This is a genomic window from Planococcus sp. TJ-307 (assembly GCF_058268435.1).
The window spans coordinates 452861-473006 of sequence record NZ_JBZDOJ010000002.1; the positions used below are offsets into that span (position 1 = coordinate 452861).

Here is a 20146-nt window from a genome sequence, read left to right on the forward strand (position 1 = left end):
TTATTTTTCTATTCATTCGGATTTTTTGTTTTCAAATGTGTAGAAAATGGTTAAAGGTGGTATAGTGAATAAGTAAATGAATTGTATTTAATGGTTGAAATGAATAGCTGAGTTAGCTAAAAAAAGAAAGCAGGGTGATCGATTTGGTATCAACTACAGACGTTGCAAAACATGCAGGTGTTTCACAAACCACGGTTTCACGAGTATTGAATAAACCGGATCAAGTGAAAAAAGACACTTATGATAAAGTGATGGCCGCAGTCAATGAATTAAATTATTCGACGACGGGTAATGAAGATACGATGCCTATGGTCGAAGCTACTAAAACCATCAGTCTTATTGCTGGGTCGTTGGATGATTCAATTTTTATTGGTTCTGCTCCTGCAATTCTCAATGTTGCAAAAGAAAAAGGCTATCAAGTCAATGTACATTTCGTCACGAAAGACAATGAGTCGGAAACTTATGACGCGATCTTGTCCAGCAACGTTGATGGGCTAATCATCGCATCTGTTGGACTGGATAAAGCAGGTTACGAAAAACTGAATCAGGCAAAAGTTCCTTTTGTTCTCCTTAACTCAAGCTACCCTGATAGTCACAACTCAATTGGTTTAAACAATGTGGAGGCAGGCTACCTGGCCGCGAGCCATCTTCTCGAAAACAAGCACGAGGAAATCGCTTGGATAGGCGGAACACTGAATAATCCTTCGCATAAAGAGCGTTTTCAAGGGTTTGTTTATGCGCTGCAGGAAGCAGGGAATAAAATTCGCAAAAAACGATTGGTAATTGCAGACACGGACAAAGAGTCTCTTTACAGCGCCTTCGAAGATCTTCAGTCGTTAAAGAAAAAACCAACGGCGATTGTGGCTGCTACAGACGAAATTGCCATTCAGTTTTTAGACTTTTATCAACAAGCCGGCTACCACATTCCGAAAGATGTCAGCATTATCGGCATTGGCAACTCGGAACTGAGTCAACATTCGGCTATTGGCTTGACATCTGTTGGTCCAACGGATAGCCTGGATGACCTTGGGCAAGAAGCAATCAACCGGCTTCTTGATATGCTAACCCTCAATCAAGACGAAGCATTTCATGTCAGCAGAGAAGTTCGCTTGCATGAGCGAAAGTCTACTGCATCCCTTTAACCAGTCGAGCGGGCTGATTTTTTTCAGCCGCATTAGGGCAACACTATAGGATTACCCTTGTCTGGTTTATGTTTAAACCCAAAAAAGAGTCGTTTTGGAATCCGTCCAAAACGACTCTTTTCATTTTGTCTTACTTCATGTCTTTGTGCATGAAAGGGCATTTTCCTTGGATGGGTTCGCTATCATCCCCGATGAAAAATTGTTTCCATTCGTTGTGTTCAGGGTCGCCGAAATGGCTGATATCTGGGTGTGTTGGCAGGTGATCCCACTCTTCTACACGCTGACGAACTTTTTCGCGTGACATGACACCGCCTTTTTCAGTTCCTTTTAACCCCTCAAAAATACGGCGGGGCTGAAAGCCAAGCACCATGGCGTTGCCAAGATCCCGCGTTTTCCGCTGCTTGTAGGCTGGGGTATTGCCGAAGATGAAAATAGGTTCGCCCTGGAACGTGAAATCCCATAAATAATGGTCCGGATCGCGCGGAGCATCTTTGGGCCATTCCATTTCGTCTTCGTCATGCAAATACTGGAGAATGTCCCAAAATTGTTGGCGGTAGGTTTCCAAAGAACCTTCTTCCTTGAACGGTTCCACAAAAACGAACAAGCCGTGGCGTTTATGTTTTGGGTTGTTGAACAAAGCCAAGAACGATTCGACAGCTGCAGGCAAATTGCTCCAATCTTCTTGTGTGATATAGGCATAGCGCAATTCGCCTTTTAACTCGCCGCTCATTCCAAAGTAGCAAGGAAAGGTTTTGTCTGTCACGGTTTCGTGAAAGGTCTTGTATTCAGCCAAAAGCCATTCCGGCAGGTCGGTACGGGTTGAAAAGTCCTCTTTTGTTAATAAAGCTTCGTTAGTAGTAATCATGTAAAGTTCCTCCATATACAAAAAATAACATCTACCTTGTTGTTCCCCAAGAAGCTGTAGGCAAAACAAAAACGGCCGAGAAAAAATCTCAGCCGTTTGAGCGGTTTGTTAAAAGGCACCCGAGCCGCCGCCACCGCCGCCAGCACCACCACCGGAAGAAACAGAGCCTGTTCCGCTGGCCGAAGCACTTGTGCTTGAATTGGCAGCGACAAATATGCCCGTCAGCAGCACAGGGTTGTAAAATACGCCAAAGTCCGCAAATGCCGATTCACTGTAAGCAGTGGTGAATCTTTGGGTATTGGAGTTTGATGATTTTTCATCAACGCCTAACACATAGGCAAAAGCACGCATTTTTTCGTCTTGCGTCAAGTGGTGCCAATCATCTTCGTTCAAATTTTCCATGGCTTCTCGCAGCTGCTTCCATTCTGCACGGATGACGTGGCCCTCATAAGTAATGGGGGAGTAAAAACAAAAAGCGATAAAGCAAATGCCGATCACGAGCGAGAAGAACATTAGCGGCAATAGGTTCATGATCCCGAAGAAAATCGCCGCTGCAAACAACGCCAGTCCAATCAATCCGACCGTCCAGCGTAGTCCTTTCGGATTGCCGTACAATTCATGCTGTTTTGCTTCTGCTGCAACACCTTGCTGCCAGGCAGCGATAGATTCGTTATAAGCCGCATGGTTTAATTCATTTTTTGTGTAAGCCTCAAGATCTTTTGTTTCAAAGAATTCTCCGTCGCCAACTTTGTCAAAAAGCAGTTCGATCAAACTGTTTTCATGCACAAGTTCTGCATTGCGGTCAATTAGCCGGAATTGTTCTTGCGATACTTGTTCAACGTACTTTTTGCGCACCAGTTCCATTAATGCAGCTGCGGTTACGGATGGTGTCAAAATGGAAGACTTGGTGAAATACAAAGTAGCCGGAATGCTCATCTTCTGCTTTGGTACAAAGAAAGCACCATCAGTTGGTTGTGCCTGTTGCCTGGTTTTTCGTGAACGGTTCCAAGCCCAAGCGGTCATGGCAAGCAGCAATGCTCCAGCCGCTGGAACGAGCCCAGTGCCGATAAATCTTCCCGTATCCTGTCGTGCTGCAAAAGCAGCCGCTTCGTTTTCCAGCCGCTCTTTTTCATCAGCTAACTCTTCGCGTACAGAGCCGTTTTGCAAGGGAAGGGCAGGGAACAGTTCGGCATCAAAAATAACGCGGACATCGCCGTTTGAGCCTTCGGGAACCAAGCCCATTTCAAACAGGACCGAGCCGTCATTTTGCACAGAGCCTGTTTCAAAGGCTTCGTCATAGCCGACAAAATCGGTTCTTTCTGCTGGAGCGGGAGGGCTTACCGATATCGTCATGTCTTCATAATCACTTTCATTGCGGTCATCGAAGAAAGGCCAGTAAAACTCGGCGCCGTCTTCAAATTTTTCAACGGCTTGTTGAATTTCATAGCGCAATTCAACTGTAATGGTTTCGTCATCGCCTTCACGGAAAATTTGATACAAGTCCCCGTCACGTTCAACATTTAGTTCGGCTCCATCTTCATAGCCAGTAAAGTTTTGAATTGACGTGCCTTCTTTTGGAACGATTTCTCGAGTGATGCCGTTAAAATCGTCTTCGAACGCATAAGTGTGGTTCTCCACCACGTCCACCGTTCCATCGGCATTAACCTGCGCCTCAATGATCACTTCGGAAATAGAATAGTCAACAGCTAGGGCTTGAACAGGAAACAGGACAAAAACCAGTAGAACTGCTGCAATTATAGAAGATCTTTTCTTGTTCATTTCCATCACCTCTTTCTTTATGTACGGAAACTGCAAGCAAAAGTTTCAGAAATCTTGTTTAGCGAATTGCTGCATGCGGCAAAATTGCGTGGACCCCTTTGACGTCGTTAACGACTTGCGTGATATGCAAATCGACTGCAACACTTGATAAAGCGGTCGCTTCTGTCCGGGAAATGCCATACAGCTGTTCCATAAAGGAAACCATCTCAGCAAGTGCAACTGCTGCTGCTTCGTTTAGGTCTTCGTTAAATCCGAAGGTGATCCATCCGGCTGGGGTATTTGCCCGCGGCATGGTCAGTTTCATATCCTCGTGCAGGACCAGCGTAATGTCAGCCAAGTCCATGGGGCATTCAATTGCCGTACCGGAACTTTCCCCATCTCCTTGAAGCGCATGGCCATCGCCCAATGAAAACAGCGCACCGTCTACCGAAATAGGCAAGAAAAGGCTGCTGCCGGGCACCAATTCTTTGCAATCGATATTGCCGCCAAAGTAGCCAGGGGGCTTTGTTGGGAAACTCCCGGCTTCGGCAGGTGCCACGCCCATTAAGCCAAGAAAAGGAGACAGGCCGACTTTAAACTCCTGACCGCCGAGTTCACAGCTTCCAGTCATTTTAGTTGCGTCCAACTTCCAGTCGACTTGCAATCGTTCGCTGTCGGTGATGCCGAGTTTTCCGTTTTGCCAAGCTGGCAGCCCGCCAGCCCAGTTGCGTCCGTACCAGCCGGGAATCAGCTTGTTGGTGCGTACTTCCAGCACCATGCCGGGCTTGGCTCCTTGAACGGCGATTGGCCCTATGATGGGATGGATCAATTTTTCTTCATTTTCGCGAGATGTAAAAAGGGTTCGTTCTTCGTTTTCGGATGCGGAATATCCCCATTGAATGTCGGGTGTTGTCAACTGGATGGTGTCTCCTGAAGCGACCGTCAAAATAGGTGTATAGTCGCGGTTAAAAGAAGAATGTAGCTGACTGGAATGGAGTGGTATGGAATGGATCACAAAAATGCCCCTTTCAACTGAATGGATTTTCTTATTCTTCTGATTATATCAATGACTGGCTGAATGAACAAAAAGGATTTTCCGGCAGCAACAGAGAAACATTTAGATAGAAAAAGAGAATGGATTATTTTCACCACTACTTTCAACAGAACACAAGAAAGGAGCTGCTTAAGATGGAAATTGAAAACTTACTGGCCATCAATACAAGACAGGAGTTCAGAGAGTGGCTCGAACAACATGCAACTACTGAAAAGTTTTGTTGGCTATTGGTCAGTGTAAAAGAAAAACCGCACGTCATTCAGTATCTGGATGCAGTCGAGGAGGCTTTATGTTTTGGATGGATTGACGGCATCATGAAGAAGAAATCTGATACAGAACTGGCTCAACGATTTTCACCCAGAAAAAAAACAAGCAACTGGACAGAGTTAAACAAAGAGCGCGTGAGAAGGTTGGTAAAGCTAGGTTTGATGAAAGAAGAAGGATTGAATATTCTTCCTGATATGCGCCCAGAATCTTTTAGTATCGATCCAGACATTGAGTACCGATTGAAAGAAGAAGACGTATATGAGAACTTTTTAAACTTTCCTGAATTGTATCGAAGAATTCGAATTGACAACATTCAAGGATATAAAAATGATCCCATAGTTTTTGCCAAAAGATTGGATAAGTTGATTGAAAATACGAGAGCAAATAAAATGTATGGGCAGTGGAACGATAATGGCCGGCTGATCGATTATTGAGAGCGGTTTCGATGGTAAATGGAAAACACCAGAAAGCGGTACTTTCTATTTAGTCAGTACTGGTGCCATTCTTTTAAGACGTCGCCAATTTGGCGGTTATTGATAACCGAGTCGGCATAGCGGTCGAGTGGTGTTGATTCCTGGTTGACAATAACAAGCTTTGCACCATGTTCTTTGGCAATCAGCGGAAACTGATTGGCAGGCGCAACCGACAGCGAAGAGCCGAGGACAATGAACAAATCGGCCCGCTTTGCTTCGTCGTAGGCCATTTCAAAAGGCTGTTCGGGCAACATTTCTCCAAACAACACGACAGAAGGGCGAAAAATGCCGCCACATCCGCAGCGATAGGATTCGTCGAGAAAGGTTTGACTGTTGCGGGAAGTGCCGCACAGCTGGCAATGGATGTTTTGCAAGCTGCCATGCAACTCAGCGACTTGTTGGCTGCCGGCCAGCTGGTGGAAACCGTCAACGTTTTGGGTAATGATGGACTGCAGGCGTCCTTGTCGTTCCCATTCCGCCAAAATGCGGTGGCCATGATGCGGTTCGAACTCTTTTACGCCCATAACCCGCTTGCGGTAAAAAACGATAAATTCTTCAACATTCGTATTCAGCGCCTCGATGTTGGCTATTTTGCTTGGGTCTTTTTGCTGCCACAATCCCTTGTTTGCTGAGCGGAAATCAGGCAACCCGCTTTCTGTGGACATGCCGGCACCGGTAAAGACAACCACATGCTTCGCGTTTAAAAGCCAGTCTTTGATCATTAAATCCACTCCTTTAAAAAAATTCTTAAAACAGCCCAATTAACGGTGCGTTTGCGACGAGAAGTTGGACTGGGAGGCCAGTTCTCAGTTTTAATGATAAAGGTTTCGGCACCGAAAGTATAAGTTGACGATGTACTGCAGGAGCGTTTTACACGGCGAATTTGCTGAAATATGATAAAATAACAGAGAAAAACAGCAAGAAGGGACGTGCAGCAGATTGATCCATTTCCGATCGGGTGCCCTTTTTGGAAGAGTACCTTTTCTTACTACCAAAAAAAGTGAAACACCGCTTTATATAGAAAACATAGTGATTTTAGGCGACTCTGTAGCTTACGGCTACGGGACCAAAGGCGGCATTGCCAATTATTTGAAAGAAACATTCCCAACAAGTAAGATTACGAATCTTGGCATTAATGGACTGACCAGCAGCGGCTTGGTCCAGAAAATGCGCACAGATTCTTGGCATGGGCCACTCGGAAAAGCAGACCTAGTGCTGCTAAATATTGGCGGCAATGATTTGCTTCGTGGATTTCGAAATGGTGGGCCAAAGGGGTTGCTTCGGCAGTTTTCCATTTTAAAACGTACCTACCGCCAAAACCTGCTTGAAATTTACTCTTTGATCCGACAGGCAAACGACGAGGCAATCATCGTTCAGAATAACTTGTACAATTCCATGAAAAAAGAAGAGCAATATTTTGGTTTTACAAACTTGTTGTTCCGCGCCTGGAATTCAGCCATCGGCGAAAAAGGTATCATCGTTTCGAAAACAGCTGCGATGGGAAAAAATCCGTCTATTTGGTTGGATTCTATTCACCCCAATGACGAAGGCTATAAGCTCATGCATGAGTTGATGATCCAAACCTTATCCACAACTGGATTTTCCATTCAGCCAGTTAAAAAGTAGTCGGCTTTTGTGGACTTACAGTAAGAGGAAGCACAGAATTTTTCTGTGCTTTTTTCTTTACCGGAAAAGATCGATAGATCATTTTGTTTATAACGCCTTTAAGAGTGAGACGCCAAGGGACGGAGGGAAAAAATGAAGAAAACCTTACGTGTTGGTATCGTGTTGGTCATTTTGTTTTTGTCTTTACAAGCTTGCAGCAAGGAAAACAGCAAAGAGGACGAGGAGGAGAAACCAATGGAGGAACTTGAAGGAAACTGGGAAGGGGCTATTCAAGTACCCGATCAACCACTGCCGATTATCGTTGCATTTAACGGGCAAGAAGGGACCATTTCAATACCTGTTCAAGGCATTGCAGATTTCCCGCTAACAGCCATTGAATTTGATGACCCAGTTATTCGTTTTGAAATGAATATTCAAAATCAAAAATTGATTTTTAATGGTGAAATGATTCAAGGTGAAATCACGGGTACATTCACTCAACAAGGACAAAGCTTTCCATTCGAACTGGTCAGATCCACTGCAACCATTGAAAAAGAAGCTGGCACCAAAGTGGAAATTGCTGTGGAAGGGGGAACGATGAAGGCACTTGTTTTAACTCCAGAAGGAGAGGGACCATTTCCTGTGATGGTTATGCTGTCAGGTTCTGGACCGACCGATAAAAATGGCAACTCGCCGCTGTTGGCAGGGAAAAATAATAGCTTGAAAATGGTAGCGGAAGCATTGGCTGGACAAGGAATCGCTTCAATCCGTTACGATAAACGGGGAGTTGGAGAAAACGCACACTTGGCTGGGATGGAAGAAGACTTGGAATTTGATGATTACATTGCAGATGCAGCGGCCTGGATCAAATATGCAAAGTCACAGGAAACCTTTAACCGGACGGGTGTCATAGGACACAGTGAAGGATCATTGATTGGCATGATTGCGGCACAGCAGCAAGATGCTTCAGTGTTTGTTTCATTAGCAGGGCCCGGCCGTGCAATTGATGAGGTGCTAATGGAGCAGTTGAGTGGGCAGCTTTCTGAAAATCTGTTAGCGGAGTCGGCGGAAATCATAGCAGCGTTAAAAGAAGGGAACAGGGTCGAGCAAATCAGTCCAGAGCTGGCCAACATTTTTCGGCCATCGGTTCAATCGTACCTGATTTCGTGGTTAGCATATGACCCCAAGGTTGAACTCGCCAAGCTTGATATTCCTGTCCTAGTCATTGGTGGCACCACTGATCTTCAAGTGCCTGCGCAAGATGCCAAGCTTTTGAAAGATGCTTCTAAAGATGCAGAAATATTGATAATCGAAGACATGAACCATGTTCTTAAAAATGCTTCTGCCGACTCTGCAGAAAATCTAGAAACGTACAGCAATCCGGATTTACCGCTTGCAGATGGATTGGTGGAAGGGATAACAGAGTTTCTGAACTAATGATCCAAACGCCTTCCGATTGCCGGAAGGCGTTTTTAGTTAGCAATTCGGTAAAGCTTGGCGTTATTTTTTTTGTTTTTCAAAAAAAGATTGACTATTTAAAACTATACTAATAACATAAAATATGTTTCTAGTATATAAATGATAAGTTTGATTATTTTTTGTAAAACTACTTTTAAAGACAAATGAAAGGAGCAAAGCCAATCATACTAAGAAAATAGCACATAGCTGGAATTTCTTAGTATATCAAGAAAGCGTTTTCATATAAGAATAGGGGTGCCCAATGTTTACTTTTCTAATTTCCATTGCCATTTTGGTGGTGGCCTACTTTACATACGGAAAATTTATTGAAAAAATGTTTGATCCGGTCGAAACGAGAAAAACGCCTGCTTATGCCAATGCGGACGGTGTCGATTTTGTACCAATGAACAAACACAAAAATGCATTAATTCAGTTGCTGAACATCGCCGGAACGGGACCGATTTTTGGTCCTATTATGGGAGCGCTTTATGGCCCAGTGGCATTTCTCTGGATTGTGATCGGTTCAATCTTTGCCGGAGCAGTACACGATTATTTAACAGGCATGATTTCCATTCGCAATAAAGGAGCGCACATTCCGGAACTTGCCGGCAAGTTTTTGGGAGCTGCATCTCGCCATGTCGTCAATGTCTTTGCCCTATTGCTGCTGTTGTTGGTCGGAACGGTATTCGTGACGACGCCGGCATCCCTGCTGTCAATTTTGTTGGATGGAAAAGTTGCTGTAGGCATTATTATTGTCATCATATTTATTTATTATTTCTTATCGACCATTTTGCCAATCGATAAAATCATCGGACGGCTTTATCCATACTTTGGGGCAGTGCTATTGATTGGGACCTTGGGCGTCGGTGTTGCGCTGATGTTTTCCGAATACAAAATCCCGGAATTAAACTTTACGAATATGCATCCGGGTGATTTGCCAATTTTCCCGATCTTGTTCTTCACCATTACTTGTGGGGCACTATCGGGCTTTCATGCAACCCAGTCGCCAATTATTTCACGGACGGTTGAAAAAGAATCTCAGGGCCGTTACATCTTTTACGGAATGATGATTGCGGAAGCGATCATTGCCATGATCTGGGCAGCTGCAGCCATGAGCATTTTTGACGGCCAAACCTTGAGCGGCTTGATCAACTCCGGCACGCCGTCAGCGGTTGTCAATGAAGTGTCTATGACTTTGCTTGGTGCAGTAGGCGGAACCATTGCTGTTTTGGGTGCCATCGTTTTGCCGATCACTTCCGGCGATACGGCATTCCGCGCGGCACGCTCCATTATTGCCGATTACATCAAAGTAGATCAGACCAAGCTGGTGAAACGACTGGCAATTGCTATACCACTTTTCATCATTTCGGCAGTGTTGACGCAGGTTGACTTTAATCTGCTGTGGCGTTACTTCTCGTGGGCCAATCAGGCGACTGCGGCCATTGCGTTGTGGATCGCGACGATGTACCTCTACATCCAAGGCAAAAACTACTTGGTGTCTCTTGCACCAGCGATCTTTATCACGTATATGGTTTTCGTCTATATACTGAACCAAAAAATTGGCTTTAACTTGGACTTGAATCTTTCATTCATTATCGGGTTGGTTCTGACGGCTATCGTTATTGTACTTTTTTATGGCAAAGCCAGAAAGAACCGAAAAGAAGACGTGCAGACAGTTGCTGCAGTCGAATAGCAAAAAGCAGGCTGTTACAAGCCTGCTTTTTGCTATGTTATAGAGATAAAACCTTGTGAGAAATGAAAGTAAAATAAAAAATCTTTATTTTTCCTGATTTTTTGATACAATTAAAAACTGAGATGATTAGAAGCTCTCGCAGATAGAGCCGGTCACTCGTAAAAAAGGGGGAAAAGTCAATTTCTAATAATTGGTTATGGTTGCCGATCTTGATTTTTTCGATGAATTGCATCCGCTATGCAGAAACTATGATGCACCGCGGCCTGGCTTCTTATCAGGTACTTTTGTTTTCATTGAGCATCATCGGCACACTTTATTTGCTGTGGGTTATATACAAAGGAAAATTAGTGCGCAATAAACCGACGGGTAAACGACATTTCAAAATTTAAATACCGGTAGTAAAACGGCTTGCCCCATTCAACTGTGGGGCAAGCCGTTTTACTTATTTATGGAGCTAGACTGGATAATGTTCGTCTTTTAACAAATTTTTCAGCGCCTGTTTTTCCAAGTTGATTTCACTCGCAGTGCGAATGCCTTGGCGGCGGATCAAATAAAGTGGTGGAGACCACCCCCGGAGCGCTTGCTGGAGCATAAAGGCACTGGCGGTTCCGCCCAATAGCGCCCATTTTTTATTGGCTGTAAGCGTCAATAAAGAGGCGGACAAGGCAATACCGGCCATCGTGATTTTCAAAACCTGCTCGGTATCCCGTTCGTTGTCCAGTTCAGCGATGCGCTGTTTGATCGCTTCGGGTTCTTCACGTTTAAACTGATTGATACGGGCTTCGGTTTCCCGTTCTATTTGTTGATTGATGTGGTCCGGCGTTGCCTCGGCAATTTTTGTTTGTGTGGATGGCAATGTTTGAATATCTGTGTTCATAATCGATTCCTCGCTTTCGCAGTATGTTAGTAGTATTCCGCAATGAGGGGACGCTAAACCTTTTCTGTAAATAAACTGATGCAATGGGAAGAGCAATTCCGCACTGCTTGAGGCAGCAGCGGGTGCTATACTATGCACATAAAGTCTATAACATTTGTATACCACCAATGGAGAGGAGTGTTCTGCATGATCCGTGTACTGTTTGTATGTTTAGGCAATATTTGCCGCTCGCCTATGGCGGAAGCGGTTTTGCGAGAGCAGCTCAACAAACAAGGGTTATCTAAAAAAGTAGAGGTAGACTCGGCTGGAACAGGAGATTGGCATGTCGGCAAAAAGCCGCATCCAGGAACGGTGAAAATACTGAAAAATTATGGCATCTCGTCAAGCGGGATGAAGGGGCGCCAACTGCACAAGGACGATTTCCACAAATTCGACTACATCGTTGGCATGGACCAGACAAATATTGCAGATATCCGTTCAATGCTCGATCAGCCAAGCGACTCGAAAATTCTTCGGTTTTTGGATTTAACCTATCATTCGAAAGACGTTCCGGACCCTTATTATACAGGTAACTTTGAGGAAACTTATCAACTGGTTGTAGATGGCTGTCAGGCATTATTAATGAAAATAAAAGAAGAAAATAAATGGGGTTAAAATGTTGCAAACCAGCCGTGGACAAAAACGGCTGGTTTTTTCTGGGGTTTATTGTTCAAATCTTGCCCAAACTGTTGGCAACAGCTCAGTCAATTCGTGTGCTAAGAGCGTATGGGGAGAGCGATTCGTTACCCATTCGTCTGCACACGCCCCGTGCAGATGGACCGCGTTCAGCACGGCTTGCTTCCAATCGGTGTGGCAGCACAACATGCCAAGCATCATGCCCGTCAACGTATCGCCGGTGCCGCCCTTTGCAAGGGCACTATTGCCGGATGGATTTGCCCAAATTTCACCATCCGGAAACGCGGTAATGGTTTTTTTCCCTTTTAATACAATCGTAACTCCCAGTTTTTTCGCCCACTCACCGGCATGAAGCGCACGATTTTCTTGCAGGGCCTCGACAGTGACCCCGGTTATGCGAGAAAACTCGGCAGGGTGGGGCGTCAGGATGATGGGTGCCTGTCGATCGGAGTATGTCCTCTTGCTTAAAGCGCCTGCGTCTAAAATAATCGGCATTCGGCTTTCAAGAAGAACATTTACGGCATCTTCCATCAAGCTGTCCGGAATGGTTCCGGGACCGATGGCAGCTGCACGGTATGAATTGACCGATGACTGCTGTTCAGCAATTTGCTTCAGTCCGTTTGACAGGTAGGTCGCTTCTGGCAACTGCGGGACAATCATGCCCATGGCTTCAGCTTCTGTCGCGATGACCAGCTTGCCGACACCGCTTCTCATAGCACCGAGCCCTGCCAGCAACGCGGCCCCCGGCATTTCTTTCGTACCCGCAACCAGCAAAGCGGTGCCATAGCTTCCTTTATGGCTGTCGGATCCCCTGCGTGGGAGTGAAGCTTTTACTTGTGCTTCTGTCCATAAACGTGGTGTTCCTGTCAATGATGTCATGGTCATTCCTCCTATTATTTGGTGAAGTAGTATCGTAGCAAAGTCGTGATAGTCCATAAAGGGAAATAAATCAAATAGACGGCTTAAGAAAAACATTTGTTTTATTTCTGTTGACTTATACCTTAAAGTTACTTAACTTTTGTGGGGATTGCAAAATAAAAAGCAAATACCCAGTTAATTCTGATAAAATGAAATTATGTCGCTTCTATCAGAACAGGAGCTATAAATGAATGAGCGAGTGAAGGAGATTGAAGATGAAGACGATTAATGTACTGGTAACCGGAATAGGCGGGCCGACAGCACAAGGGCTACTGCGCGGTTTTCAGGAGAAGGACGACGTCTATGCTGTCGGTGCAGACCGCCGCCCGCTAACATCCGGCAACCAATTTTGCGACAAGACCTATCAAATTCCTCGATTTACTGATGTGAAATTATACAAGCAGGCGATTTTAAAGATTGTGAAAGAGGAAAAAATTGATGTCATATTTCCCTCACTCCATGAAGAGATTGCCTTATACCATGAGTTCCGAAGCGAACTGGACGTTCTTGTGGCTTTGCCGGAAAGCAACAACTTTGAAGTATTGAATGACAAAGAAAAAACGTACGAGTTTCTTTTGGAGCATGGCTTGTCTCAATATATTCCCCAATATGTAGGTTTTACAGGGACACAACACATACATAGAATACTGAAAGAATCATTTCCAGGCGAGCCATATGTTGTCGTGAAAGAAGTGACTGGCTATGGGTCCATGGGTTTCTCTATAGTGACCAACAGAGAAAACTATTTAGCGGCTTTGCGGGCAGGCAAAAATAAGTTCGTCAATGCAGATGATTATTGCGACCTTGACCGAAGCAATCGGCGAATTGCGATGGAGTTTTTAGCTGGCAAAGAATACAGTGTCGACGTGCTGATCCATGACGGGAAAGTGGTAGCAGCGATTCCACGAGAGCGGACAGGCGTTTCAAGCGGAATTGTATTGGATGGCAAAGTGTTGTTTAATAAAGACTTGATCGAAGCTGCAACTCGCATTTCAGAAGTGCTGGCGGACAATGGGTTTTTAAACCTGCAATTTTTTAAAACAGACACTGGCTATAAATTGACGGACGTCAACGCCCGTTTTTGCGGCAGCCAGGTGATGAGTCTCGGAGCCGGTGTCAACTTTCCGTATTTGTATCTTCAGTACAATGTGCTGAATGAGCTTGTAGAAGTGGAGCCGAGGTGGAATACCCGAATGATTCGTTTTCGGGATCATTTCTTTATCCACGAAGATTAACCAGCAGCCGAATAACAAAGTTGCCAACTAAACGATAGATGGTCGAATTGAGGTTCCTATGAAAAAAGCAGTCATACTTATTATGGTGTTAACGATTTTCTCTAAGTTCATCGGTTTTTTCCGAGACATCACCTTGTCGTATTTTTATGGAGCCTCTGGAGTTAGTGATGCCTATTTGATTTCATTGACAATCCCAACAGTCATTTTCGGTTTTGTCGCCACCGGCATTTCAACTGGCTATATTCCGATGTATAGCCGGATAGCAGAAAAAGAAGGCGAGCGGCAAAGCAAAGCCTATACCAATAACCTGCTGAATATTTTGTTTGCATTTGCAACACTTGTGGTCATTGCCGGTTTGATTTTCACAGAAACACTGGTCAAGTTGTTTGCCAGCGGTTTTACTGGCGACATTCTTGAATTGGCGATTACCTTTACGCGCATCAGCATTGTCGGCATATACTTTACAATGGCCATTCGTATCTTGAGTGCTTATTTGAACATGAAAAAGTATTACGTGGTGCCGACGCTGATTGGTTTGCCGCTGAATATTGTGCTCATCGCATCGATTGTCCTCAGTGACCGCTACGATTTTATCTTGTTGCTGGCTATTGGCAATGTCGCAGCCATCGTGATCCAGTTTCTGATTTTGCTTTATTTTTCCTATCGGAAAGGATTCCGCTATCAGTTTATTTTCAACTTGAAGGATCAACACATCCAAAACATGGTGTTTTTGGCCGTTCCGGTCATTATCGGATCTTCCGTCAATCAAATCAACAAATTGGTCGATCGCACATTGGCTTCGCAAATTTCGGTCGGCGGCATCTCGGCATTGAACTACGCCAATACGCTCAATTTGTTTGTACAGGGAGTGTTTGTGGTTTCCATTTCGACGGTGATGTATCCGCTGATCTCGAAAATGGCGTCTAAAGGCAATTTGGATGGCCTGAAAAAAGCGCTGGCACAAGCGATCACCGGCATCAATTTGCTGGTTATTCCCGCAACAATCGGTTCGCTGTTCTTTGCAGAACCGATTGTTGCCTTGCTGTTTGGCCGGGGAGCTTTTGATGAACAGGCCGTTGCCATGACTTCTGCGGCTTTTTTCTTTTACTCGATCGGCATGATCGGCTACGGCTTGCGGGAAGTGCTGTCACGCGCGTTCTATTCCATGCAGGACACGCGTACGCCGATGATCAATGCAGCAATTGCCATGCTGCTGAACATTGTCCTGAACTTCATTCTGTCCCAATACTTAGGGATCGGGGGCTTGGCATTAGCCACCAGTATCTCGGCCATTTTCGGGACTGCGCTACTGTTTATCAGTTTACGGAAAAAAATCGGTCCACTGGATATGAAGACCATCTCCCTGCCTTTTGTAAAAATTTCATTTGCTTCGCTGGCCATGGGCATAGCCGCAAAGCTTCTGTATGAATTGCTGTTGCCCGCAGCCGGTTTACATTTGTCGCTCATTGCAGCGATCTTGTTTGCAGCAGCAGTCTACTTCGCGCTCGTCTCCATGATGAAAATAGAAGATGTAGACGAGCTGATTGCGGGATTACGCAGGAAAATTGTAAAGCGGTAGAAGCTGGACTAGCCTGATGTTTGTCAAAACTTCCTTTTCTTCTTTGAAAGGAAGTTTTTTTATGCAATAACCGGTGTAAGTGGCAGTTATCTTTCCTAAAAATAAGTTTCAGATGGGCGGCAATTCCGGCTGCTAAAAAGCCTAATGTGTGAGAGCCAACTTGCTAAGCCCTAAAGAATGGTAGACTGTTGGTAACAAGGCTGCTGGCCATATTAAAAAGGGGATGGAAAATATGGAAAACAAACAACCTGTTCGCTTGTCTGAACGTTTGCACATCATTGACGGATTTGATATGGGGCTGCCGGAGCGAACCGGCACGTACGTTATTGCTGAAGAAAACCTGACGCTTGTGGACACCGGGCCGAGCCCTTCTGTTAAACACATCCAAAAAGGCTTAGCTGCTTTAGGGCATACACTTGACGATGTTAAATACATAATTGTCACACACGTCCACTTGGACCATTCCGGTGGGGCGGGGTTGTTGCTTCTGGATTGCCCGAACGCCACGGTCGTGGTCCATCCGAAAGGTGCACGCCATCTGTCGGATCCGAGCCGTCTGACCGCCGGAGCGCGAATGGTCTACGGCGAGCAGTTTGATCAATTGTTTGATCCGATTATGGCCATTCCAGAAGAACGTTTGCTTATCAAAACCGAAGGGGACTATCTTGAAATTGGTGCTGCGTGCAGGCTGGAATTTTGGGATACTCCGGGGCACGCCAACCACCATTTCAGCATTTACGATCCTGTCAGCAACGGCGTGTTTGCCGGAGACACGGTCGGCATACGCTATGCGCAATTGGGGGAAGAAGGCATTGATCTGTACTTGCCATCCACGTCTCCCAATCAATTCAATCCCGGGGCCATGCATCAGGCCATAGAACGCATGTCTTTGGCCCAATTGGACGCTATATATTATGGGCATTACAGCAAAAGCGACCAGCCTGAGAAAGCCCTTCGCCAAGTCCAGGAATGGCTGAACGTATTTGTGGCAGAAGGAGACAAAGCATTCGCTGCCGATTTTTCTCCTCAACAACTGGCAGACCTTCTCTTCCATCGTGTACAGCGCTATTTGCAGAGCCAAGGCGTGGAGGACACCCACGAGGTTTATCCGTATATCCGCTTAGACATGCAAGTCAGTTCGATGGGAATACTGGATAGACTGTCGAAACAAAAGTGAATCTGTGGATTTGATTTCTATTGAATACCCGCGCTGGATTAAAGAAATCCAGAGCGGGTATTCAATAGGTAACGACATTGATAGGGAGTGGCACAACATGCTAACTAAAGATAAAAAGAGCGAGGAAGAAGAGGCAAACGAAGAGTTTACCGGCAGCCCTGAACATCAGTTTCCAGATTTTGAAGCAGAAAAACAGCACGATGAGGAGTCTGACAAGGCACAGAGTTCGAGAAAAAAGCAAGATTCTGTTGACTGACACAATCGTGAATCATAAAGAAGCTGAATCAAAAAGTCCGCTTTCGCAAGATTTTCATTCATAAACGATATTCAGTTATTCATACTGAATAACTGAATATCCATGTAAGTCAATTACTAAAAACACATTAAATGTGAATGAAACAGTTTATGCGTCCGCATTTTAAGGGTAAAGAAAAAATACACAAGTAAAAAACATTTTTCACCCACATCTGAAAATTTGAGGGCGTTTAATGAATGGAAGTTATCAGCGAGAAGCGAGAGGTGGAATTTTTAATTATGCAATTATTGACCGAAAAAACAGCATTTATTACAGGAGCGGGAAAAGGGATCGGACGGGCAACAGCGCTCGCATTAGCTAACGAAGGAGTCAATGTTGGGCTGATCGCTCGGACAGAAGCAGATTTGGTCAAACTTTCTAAAGAAATCAAGTCATTGCGTGGACGTGTAGCTTATGCAGTAGCGGATGTTTCGAATTTGGAACAAGTGGAAGCGGCCGTTGAAAAGTTGACAGCTGAAATCGGCACGGCTGATATTTTGATCAATAATGCAGGCATCGGCAAATACGGACCGTTTTTAGAGTTGGATCCGGAAGAGTGGAAACAAGTGATTGATGTCAATTTAATGGGCATGTATTATGTGACTCGAACTGTACTTCCGCAAATGATCAAGAAAAACGGGGGAGACATTATCAATATTTCCTCGAGTTCGGGTTTGCGGGGATCAGAGGGTTCAAGTGCTTATAGTGCTTCGAAGTTCGGTGTACTTGGCATGACAGAATCACTGTCACAGGAAGTCCGCAAAAACAACATTCGGGTGTTTGCCTTGACGCCAAGCCGGGTCGTTACGGACTTAACGTATAAAGAAGGGGAAACCGAAAAAGACAAAGAAAAATTCATGCAGCCGGAAGATATAGCGGAATACATGGTGGCACAGCTAAAGCTGCATCCCCGAATTTTTATACCAACATCCAGCCAATGGGCAACCAACCCATTTTAAACCACAGAAAAACGAGCCAGAGAGAAATCTCTCGGCTCGTTTTTCATTAGTTGGCAGTTAGTTTTGTTACATAGTCTTCAACTTCCTGCGAAGTGCTCAAAGCCAGAATGCGGTCTGTATGCTGAGCCATTTCAGCTTTTGACAGTTTGCTGATCTGAGAACGGGCTTTTAAGATGGATGAAGCGCTCATCGAGAACTCATCCAGGCCGAGGCCAAGAAGGATTGGGATCGCAATTTCGTCTCCCGCCATCTCTCCGCACATGCCGGTCCATTTGCCTTCGCGGTGAGATGCATCAATGACCATTTTCACCAGGCGCAAAATGGCCGGGTTGAATGGCTGATACAAATACGACACGCTTTCGTTCATGCGGTCGGCAGCCATCGTGTACTGAATTAAGTCATTCGTACCGATGGAGAAGAAATCAACTTCTTTGGCAAACGTGTCCGCCATGACGGCAGTCGATGGAATCTCCACCATGATGCCGACTTCGATCGACTCGCTCACTTCTACGCCTTCAGCTTGCAGCTTCGCTTTTTCTTCCATCAACAGGGCTTTAGCCTGACGGAATTCATCGAGCGTTGCAATCATCGGAAACATGATTTTCAAGTTTCCGTGGACGCTCGCGCGCAGCAATGCCCGCAGCTGCGTCCGGAACATATCCGGCATTTCCAGGCATAAGCGAATTGCGCGCAAGCCAAGGAACGGGTTGAGTTCTTTCGGCAGATCCAAGTAAGACAGCTCTTTGTCGCCGCCGATGTCCAGTGTGCGGACAACGGTCGGTTTGCCTTGCATGCCTTTTAAGACAGAAGCATAGGCTTCTGTTTGCTCGTCTTCTGTCGGGAACTGGTCACGCCCCATGTAAAGAAATTCCGTACGGTACAAGCCGATTGCTTCGCCGCCGTTATCGACGACACCTGCAATGTCTTTTGGTGTGCCGATATTGGCGCCAATTTCAACGGCCTGGCCGTCAGCGGAAACGGTGGCTTCATTCTTCAAGACGGCCCATTCCGCTTTTTGCTCGTCATAGGCTGCTTGTTTGTTTTTGTATTCTTCAATGATGCTGTCTTCAGGGGCGATTAAAATCTTCCCATCCAACCCATCTACGATGACAATGGTGCCATTTTGAATATCCGCCATTGCGGTTTTCGCGCCGACTACTGCGGGAATTTCCAATGTGCGTGCCAAAATCGCCGAGTGGGAAGTGCGCCCGCCGATATCGGTGATAAAGCCTTTTACAAATTGGGCGTTTAATTGAACCGTATCAGAAGGCGTCAAGTCTTCTGCGATGATGATGACTTCATCTGAAATCATGCTTGGGCTTTGGATGGTCACACCCAGCAAGTGGGCCAATACACGTTTTCTGACGTCGCGGATGTCCGCGGCGCGTTCTTTCATGTAGTCATTGTCCATTGCTTCAAACATGGAGATGAACATATCGGTAGTTTCCTGCAAGGCAAACTCTGCATTGACTTTGTCAGTTGTGATGCGTTCGGTGATCGGACCGACCAGTTCAGGGTCACTCAGGACCAATAGGTGAGCGCCAAAAATTGCGGCTTCCTTGTCACTGATTGTCTCTGCTGTTTTCTTCTGGATCACTTCAAGTTCAGCAATGGATGTTTCCAAAGACGAGGTTAATCGCGCTAACTCGCTGTCGACATCCGAAATTGTCCGCTTGTCCACATTCAATTCCGGATTTTCTAAGCGAAAAGCTTTAGCGATGGCTATTCCATTCGATGCGGCTATTCCGGACATTGTTTGTGTCATTGGTTTGAAATCCCTTCAGATTTCATCACTTCAGCTGCTCTTTCAACTGCTTCGTTTTCATCTTCGCCATCTGCTGCGATGGTCACTTCAGAACCGCTTGGAATGCCTAGAGACATCACGCCTAGGATTGATTTCAAGTTTACTTTCTTGCCTTTGTGTTCGATAGTAATGTCTGATTTGAATTTTGACACCGCTCCAACTAATGCGGATGCCGGACGTGCGTGCATACCTGCTTCATCTGTAATTGTGAATTGTTTTTCGACCATGATTAATTTCCTCCTTTAGTAGATGCAATCATTTTTGTTCACTCAATGACCGGTAATGACGGGTTTTGATTGAATGAAAATAAAA

Annotated in this window: 19 protein-coding genes; 11 read left to right on the plus strand and 8 right to left on the minus strand. The window is 45.3% G+C overall.

The genetic code is table 11. The annotated features are described in order from the left end of the window. The first annotated feature begins 134 nt into the window (after positions 1–134). Positions 135–1142, plus strand: coding sequence for a LacI family DNA-binding transcriptional regulator (locus tag AC4EHK_RS08560; RefSeq protein ID WP_490978376.1), 1008 nt, complete (start codon positions 135–137; stop codon positions 1140–1142). A 130-nt stretch (positions 1143–1272) separates the two neighbouring features. Here AC4EHK_RS08560 and AC4EHK_RS08565 read toward each other — a convergent pair whose 3' ends face one another. The 3 genes from AC4EHK_RS08565 to AC4EHK_RS08575 form a co-directional block, all read right to left on the minus strand. Then, a complete protein-coding gene (locus tag AC4EHK_RS08565) occupies positions 1273–2007 on the minus strand; it encodes a YqcI/YcgG family protein (protein WP_490978377.1) in 735 nt (244 codons plus the stop codon). A gap of 108 nt (positions 2008–2115) precedes the next feature. Beyond that, a complete protein-coding gene (locus AC4EHK_RS08570; RefSeq protein ID WP_490978378.1) occupies positions 2116–3786 on the minus strand; it encodes a DUF2207 domain-containing protein in 1671 nt (556 codons plus the stop codon). 58 nt (positions 3787–3844) lie between these two features. Next, entirely contained in the window at positions 3845–4780 is a 936-nt protein-coding gene (locus AC4EHK_RS08575) for an acetamidase/formamidase family protein (RefSeq protein WP_490978379.1), read from the minus strand. A gap of 173 nt (positions 4781–4953) precedes the next feature. Here AC4EHK_RS08575 and AC4EHK_RS08580 point away from each other — a divergent pair, with 173 nt between their 5' ends. Continuing rightward, positions 4954–5520, plus strand: coding sequence for a YdeI/OmpD-associated family protein (locus tag AC4EHK_RS08580; RefSeq protein WP_490978380.1), 567 nt, complete (start codon positions 4954–4956; stop codon positions 5518–5520). A 53-nt stretch (positions 5521–5573) separates the two neighbouring features. Here AC4EHK_RS08580 and AC4EHK_RS08585 read toward each other — a convergent pair whose 3' ends face one another. Continuing rightward, positions 5574–6281, minus strand: a complete 708-nt coding sequence (locus AC4EHK_RS08585) for an NAD-dependent deacylase (RefSeq protein WP_490978381.1) — start codon at positions 6279–6281, stop codon at positions 5574–5576. A 307-nt stretch (positions 6282–6588) separates the two neighbouring features. On the opposite strand from AC4EHK_RS08585, the gene AC4EHK_RS08590 reads away from it, so the two are divergent. The 3 genes from AC4EHK_RS08590 to AC4EHK_RS08600 all read left to right on the plus strand — a co-directional run bounded on the left by AC4EHK_RS08590 (position 6589) and on the right by AC4EHK_RS08600 (position 10315). Further along, on the plus strand, positions 6589–7185 hold the full coding sequence (locus AC4EHK_RS08590) for an SGNH/GDSL hydrolase family protein (RefSeq protein WP_490978382.1): 597 nt from the start codon (positions 6589–6591) through the stop codon (positions 7183–7185). Between the two features lie 132 nt (positions 7186–7317). Continuing rightward, positions 7318–8601 carry an alpha/beta hydrolase gene (locus AC4EHK_RS08595; protein ID WP_490978383.1) on the plus strand — a complete coding sequence of 428 codons (1284 nt, stop codon included), beginning with the start codon at positions 7318–7320 and terminating at the stop codon, positions 8599–8601. A 283-nt stretch (positions 8602–8884) separates the two neighbouring features. Next, positions 8885–10315 (plus strand): carbon starvation CstA family protein, encoded by a 1431-nt coding sequence (locus AC4EHK_RS08600; RefSeq protein WP_490978384.1) that lies wholly within the window; start codon positions 8885–8887, stop codon positions 10313–10315. A 454-nt stretch (positions 10316–10769) separates the two neighbouring features. Here AC4EHK_RS08600 and AC4EHK_RS08605 read toward each other — a convergent pair whose 3' ends face one another. Next, on the minus strand, positions 10770–11192 hold the full coding sequence (locus AC4EHK_RS08605; protein ID WP_490978385.1) for a DUF2892 domain-containing protein: 423 nt from the start codon (positions 11190–11192) through the stop codon (positions 10770–10772). A gap of 186 nt (positions 11193–11378) precedes the next feature. Between AC4EHK_RS08605 and AC4EHK_RS08610 the strand changes: the two genes are divergently transcribed. Continuing rightward, complete coding sequence (locus AC4EHK_RS08610; RefSeq protein ID WP_490978386.1) at positions 11379–11846, plus strand: low molecular weight protein-tyrosine-phosphatase; 468 nt, start codon at positions 11379–11381, stop codon at positions 11844–11846. A 48-nt stretch (positions 11847–11894) separates the two neighbouring features. Here AC4EHK_RS08610 and AC4EHK_RS08615 read toward each other — a convergent pair whose 3' ends face one another. Then, complete coding sequence (locus AC4EHK_RS08615; protein WP_490978387.1) at positions 11895–12746, minus strand: NAD(P)H-hydrate dehydratase; 852 nt, start codon at positions 12744–12746, stop codon at positions 11895–11897. 254 nt (positions 12747–13000) lie between these two features. Between AC4EHK_RS08615 and AC4EHK_RS08620 the strand changes: the two genes are divergently transcribed. The 5 genes from AC4EHK_RS08620 (at position 13001) to AC4EHK_RS08640 (ending at position 18030) form a co-directional block, all read left to right on the plus strand. Then, a complete protein-coding gene (locus AC4EHK_RS08620) occupies positions 13001–14020 on the plus strand; it encodes an ATP-grasp domain-containing protein (protein ID WP_490978388.1) in 1020 nt (339 codons plus the stop codon). A 58-nt stretch (positions 14021–14078) separates the two neighbouring features. Continuing rightward, positions 14079–15599, plus strand: a complete 1521-nt coding sequence (murJ, locus tag AC4EHK_RS08625) for a murein biosynthesis integral membrane protein MurJ (protein ID WP_490978389.1) — start codon at positions 14079–14081, stop codon at positions 15597–15599. A 232-nt stretch (positions 15600–15831) separates the two neighbouring features. Further along, positions 15832–16776, plus strand: coding sequence for an MBL fold metallo-hydrolase (locus AC4EHK_RS08630; RefSeq protein ID WP_490978390.1), 945 nt, complete (start codon positions 15832–15834; stop codon positions 16774–16776). Positions 16777–16873: 97 nt separating this feature from the next. Next, complete coding sequence (locus tag AC4EHK_RS08635; protein WP_490978391.1) at positions 16874–17032, plus strand: hypothetical protein; 159 nt, start codon at positions 16874–16876, stop codon at positions 17030–17032. A 278-nt stretch (positions 17033–17310) separates the two neighbouring features. Continuing rightward, entirely contained in the window at positions 17311–18030 is a 720-nt protein-coding gene (locus AC4EHK_RS08640; protein WP_490978392.1) for a 3-ketoacyl-ACP reductase, read from the plus strand. A gap of 46 nt (positions 18031–18076) precedes the next feature. On the opposite strand, the gene ptsP is transcribed toward AC4EHK_RS08640, so the two are convergent. Continuing rightward, entirely contained in the window at positions 18077–19795 is a 1719-nt protein-coding gene (gene ptsP / locus AC4EHK_RS08645) for a phosphoenolpyruvate--protein phosphotransferase (RefSeq protein ID WP_490978393.1), read from the minus strand. Continuing rightward, entirely contained in the window at positions 19792–20061 is a 270-nt protein-coding gene (locus tag AC4EHK_RS08650; RefSeq protein WP_490978394.1) for a phosphocarrier protein HPr, read from the minus strand. The genes ptsP and AC4EHK_RS08650 overlap by 4 nt, the downstream gene beginning before the upstream one ends. Positions 20062–20146: the final 85 nt, after the last annotated feature.

What these genes read in the sequence shown, in the direction of transcription:
- AC4EHK_RS08600 (WP_490978384.1), top strand. Translation starts at nt 8,885, where the DNA reads ATGTTTACTTTTCTAATTTCCATTGCCATTTTGGTGGTGGCCTACTTT.
- AC4EHK_RS08580 (WP_490978380.1), top strand. Translation starts at nt 4,954, where the DNA reads ATGGAAATTGAAAACTTACTGGCCATCAATACAAGACAGGAGTTCAGA.
- ptsP (WP_490978393.1), bottom strand. Translation starts at nt 19,795, where the DNA reads ATGACACAAACAATGTCCGGAATAGCCGCATCGAATGGAATAGCCATC.
- AC4EHK_RS08605 (WP_490978385.1), bottom strand. Translation starts at nt 11,192, where the DNA reads ATGAACACAGATATTCAAACATTGCCATCCACACAAACAAAAATTGCC.
- murJ (WP_490978389.1), top strand. Translation starts at nt 14,079, where the DNA reads ATGAAAAAAGCAGTCATACTTATTATGGTGTTAACGATTTTCTCTAAG.
- AC4EHK_RS08640 (WP_490978392.1), top strand. Translation starts at nt 17,311, where the DNA reads ATGCAATTATTGACCGAAAAAACAGCATTTATTACAGGAGCGGGAAAA.
- AC4EHK_RS08630 (WP_490978390.1), top strand. Translation starts at nt 15,832, where the DNA reads ATGGAAAACAAACAACCTGTTCGCTTGTCTGAACGTTTGCACATCATT.
- AC4EHK_RS08610 (WP_490978386.1), top strand. Translation starts at nt 11,379, where the DNA reads ATGATCCGTGTACTGTTTGTATGTTTAGGCAATATTTGCCGCTCGCCT.
- AC4EHK_RS08650 (WP_490978394.1), bottom strand. Translation starts at nt 20,061, where the DNA reads ATGGTCGAAAAACAATTCACAATTACAGATGAAGCAGGTATGCACGCA.
- AC4EHK_RS08570 (WP_490978378.1), bottom strand. Translation starts at nt 3,786, where the DNA reads ATGAACAAGAAAAGATCTTCTATAATTGCAGCAGTTCTACTGGTTTTT.
- AC4EHK_RS08615 (WP_490978387.1), bottom strand. Translation starts at nt 12,746, where the DNA reads ATGACATCATTGACAGGAACACCACGTTTATGGACAGAAGCACAAGTA.
- AC4EHK_RS08635 (WP_490978391.1), top strand. Translation starts at nt 16,874, where the DNA reads ATGCTAACTAAAGATAAAAAGAGCGAGGAAGAAGAGGCAAACGAAGAG.
- AC4EHK_RS08620 (WP_490978388.1), top strand. Translation starts at nt 13,001, where the DNA reads ATGAAGACGATTAATGTACTGGTAACCGGAATAGGCGGGCCGACAGCA.
- AC4EHK_RS08565 (WP_490978377.1), bottom strand. Translation starts at nt 2,007, where the DNA reads ATGATTACTACTAACGAAGCTTTATTAACAAAAGAGGACTTTTCAACC.
- AC4EHK_RS08585 (WP_490978381.1), bottom strand. Translation starts at nt 6,281, where the DNA reads ATGATCAAAGACTGGCTTTTAAACGCGAAGCATGTGGTTGTCTTTACC.
- AC4EHK_RS08595 (WP_490978383.1), top strand. Translation starts at nt 7,318, where the DNA reads ATGAAGAAAACCTTACGTGTTGGTATCGTGTTGGTCATTTTGTTTTTG.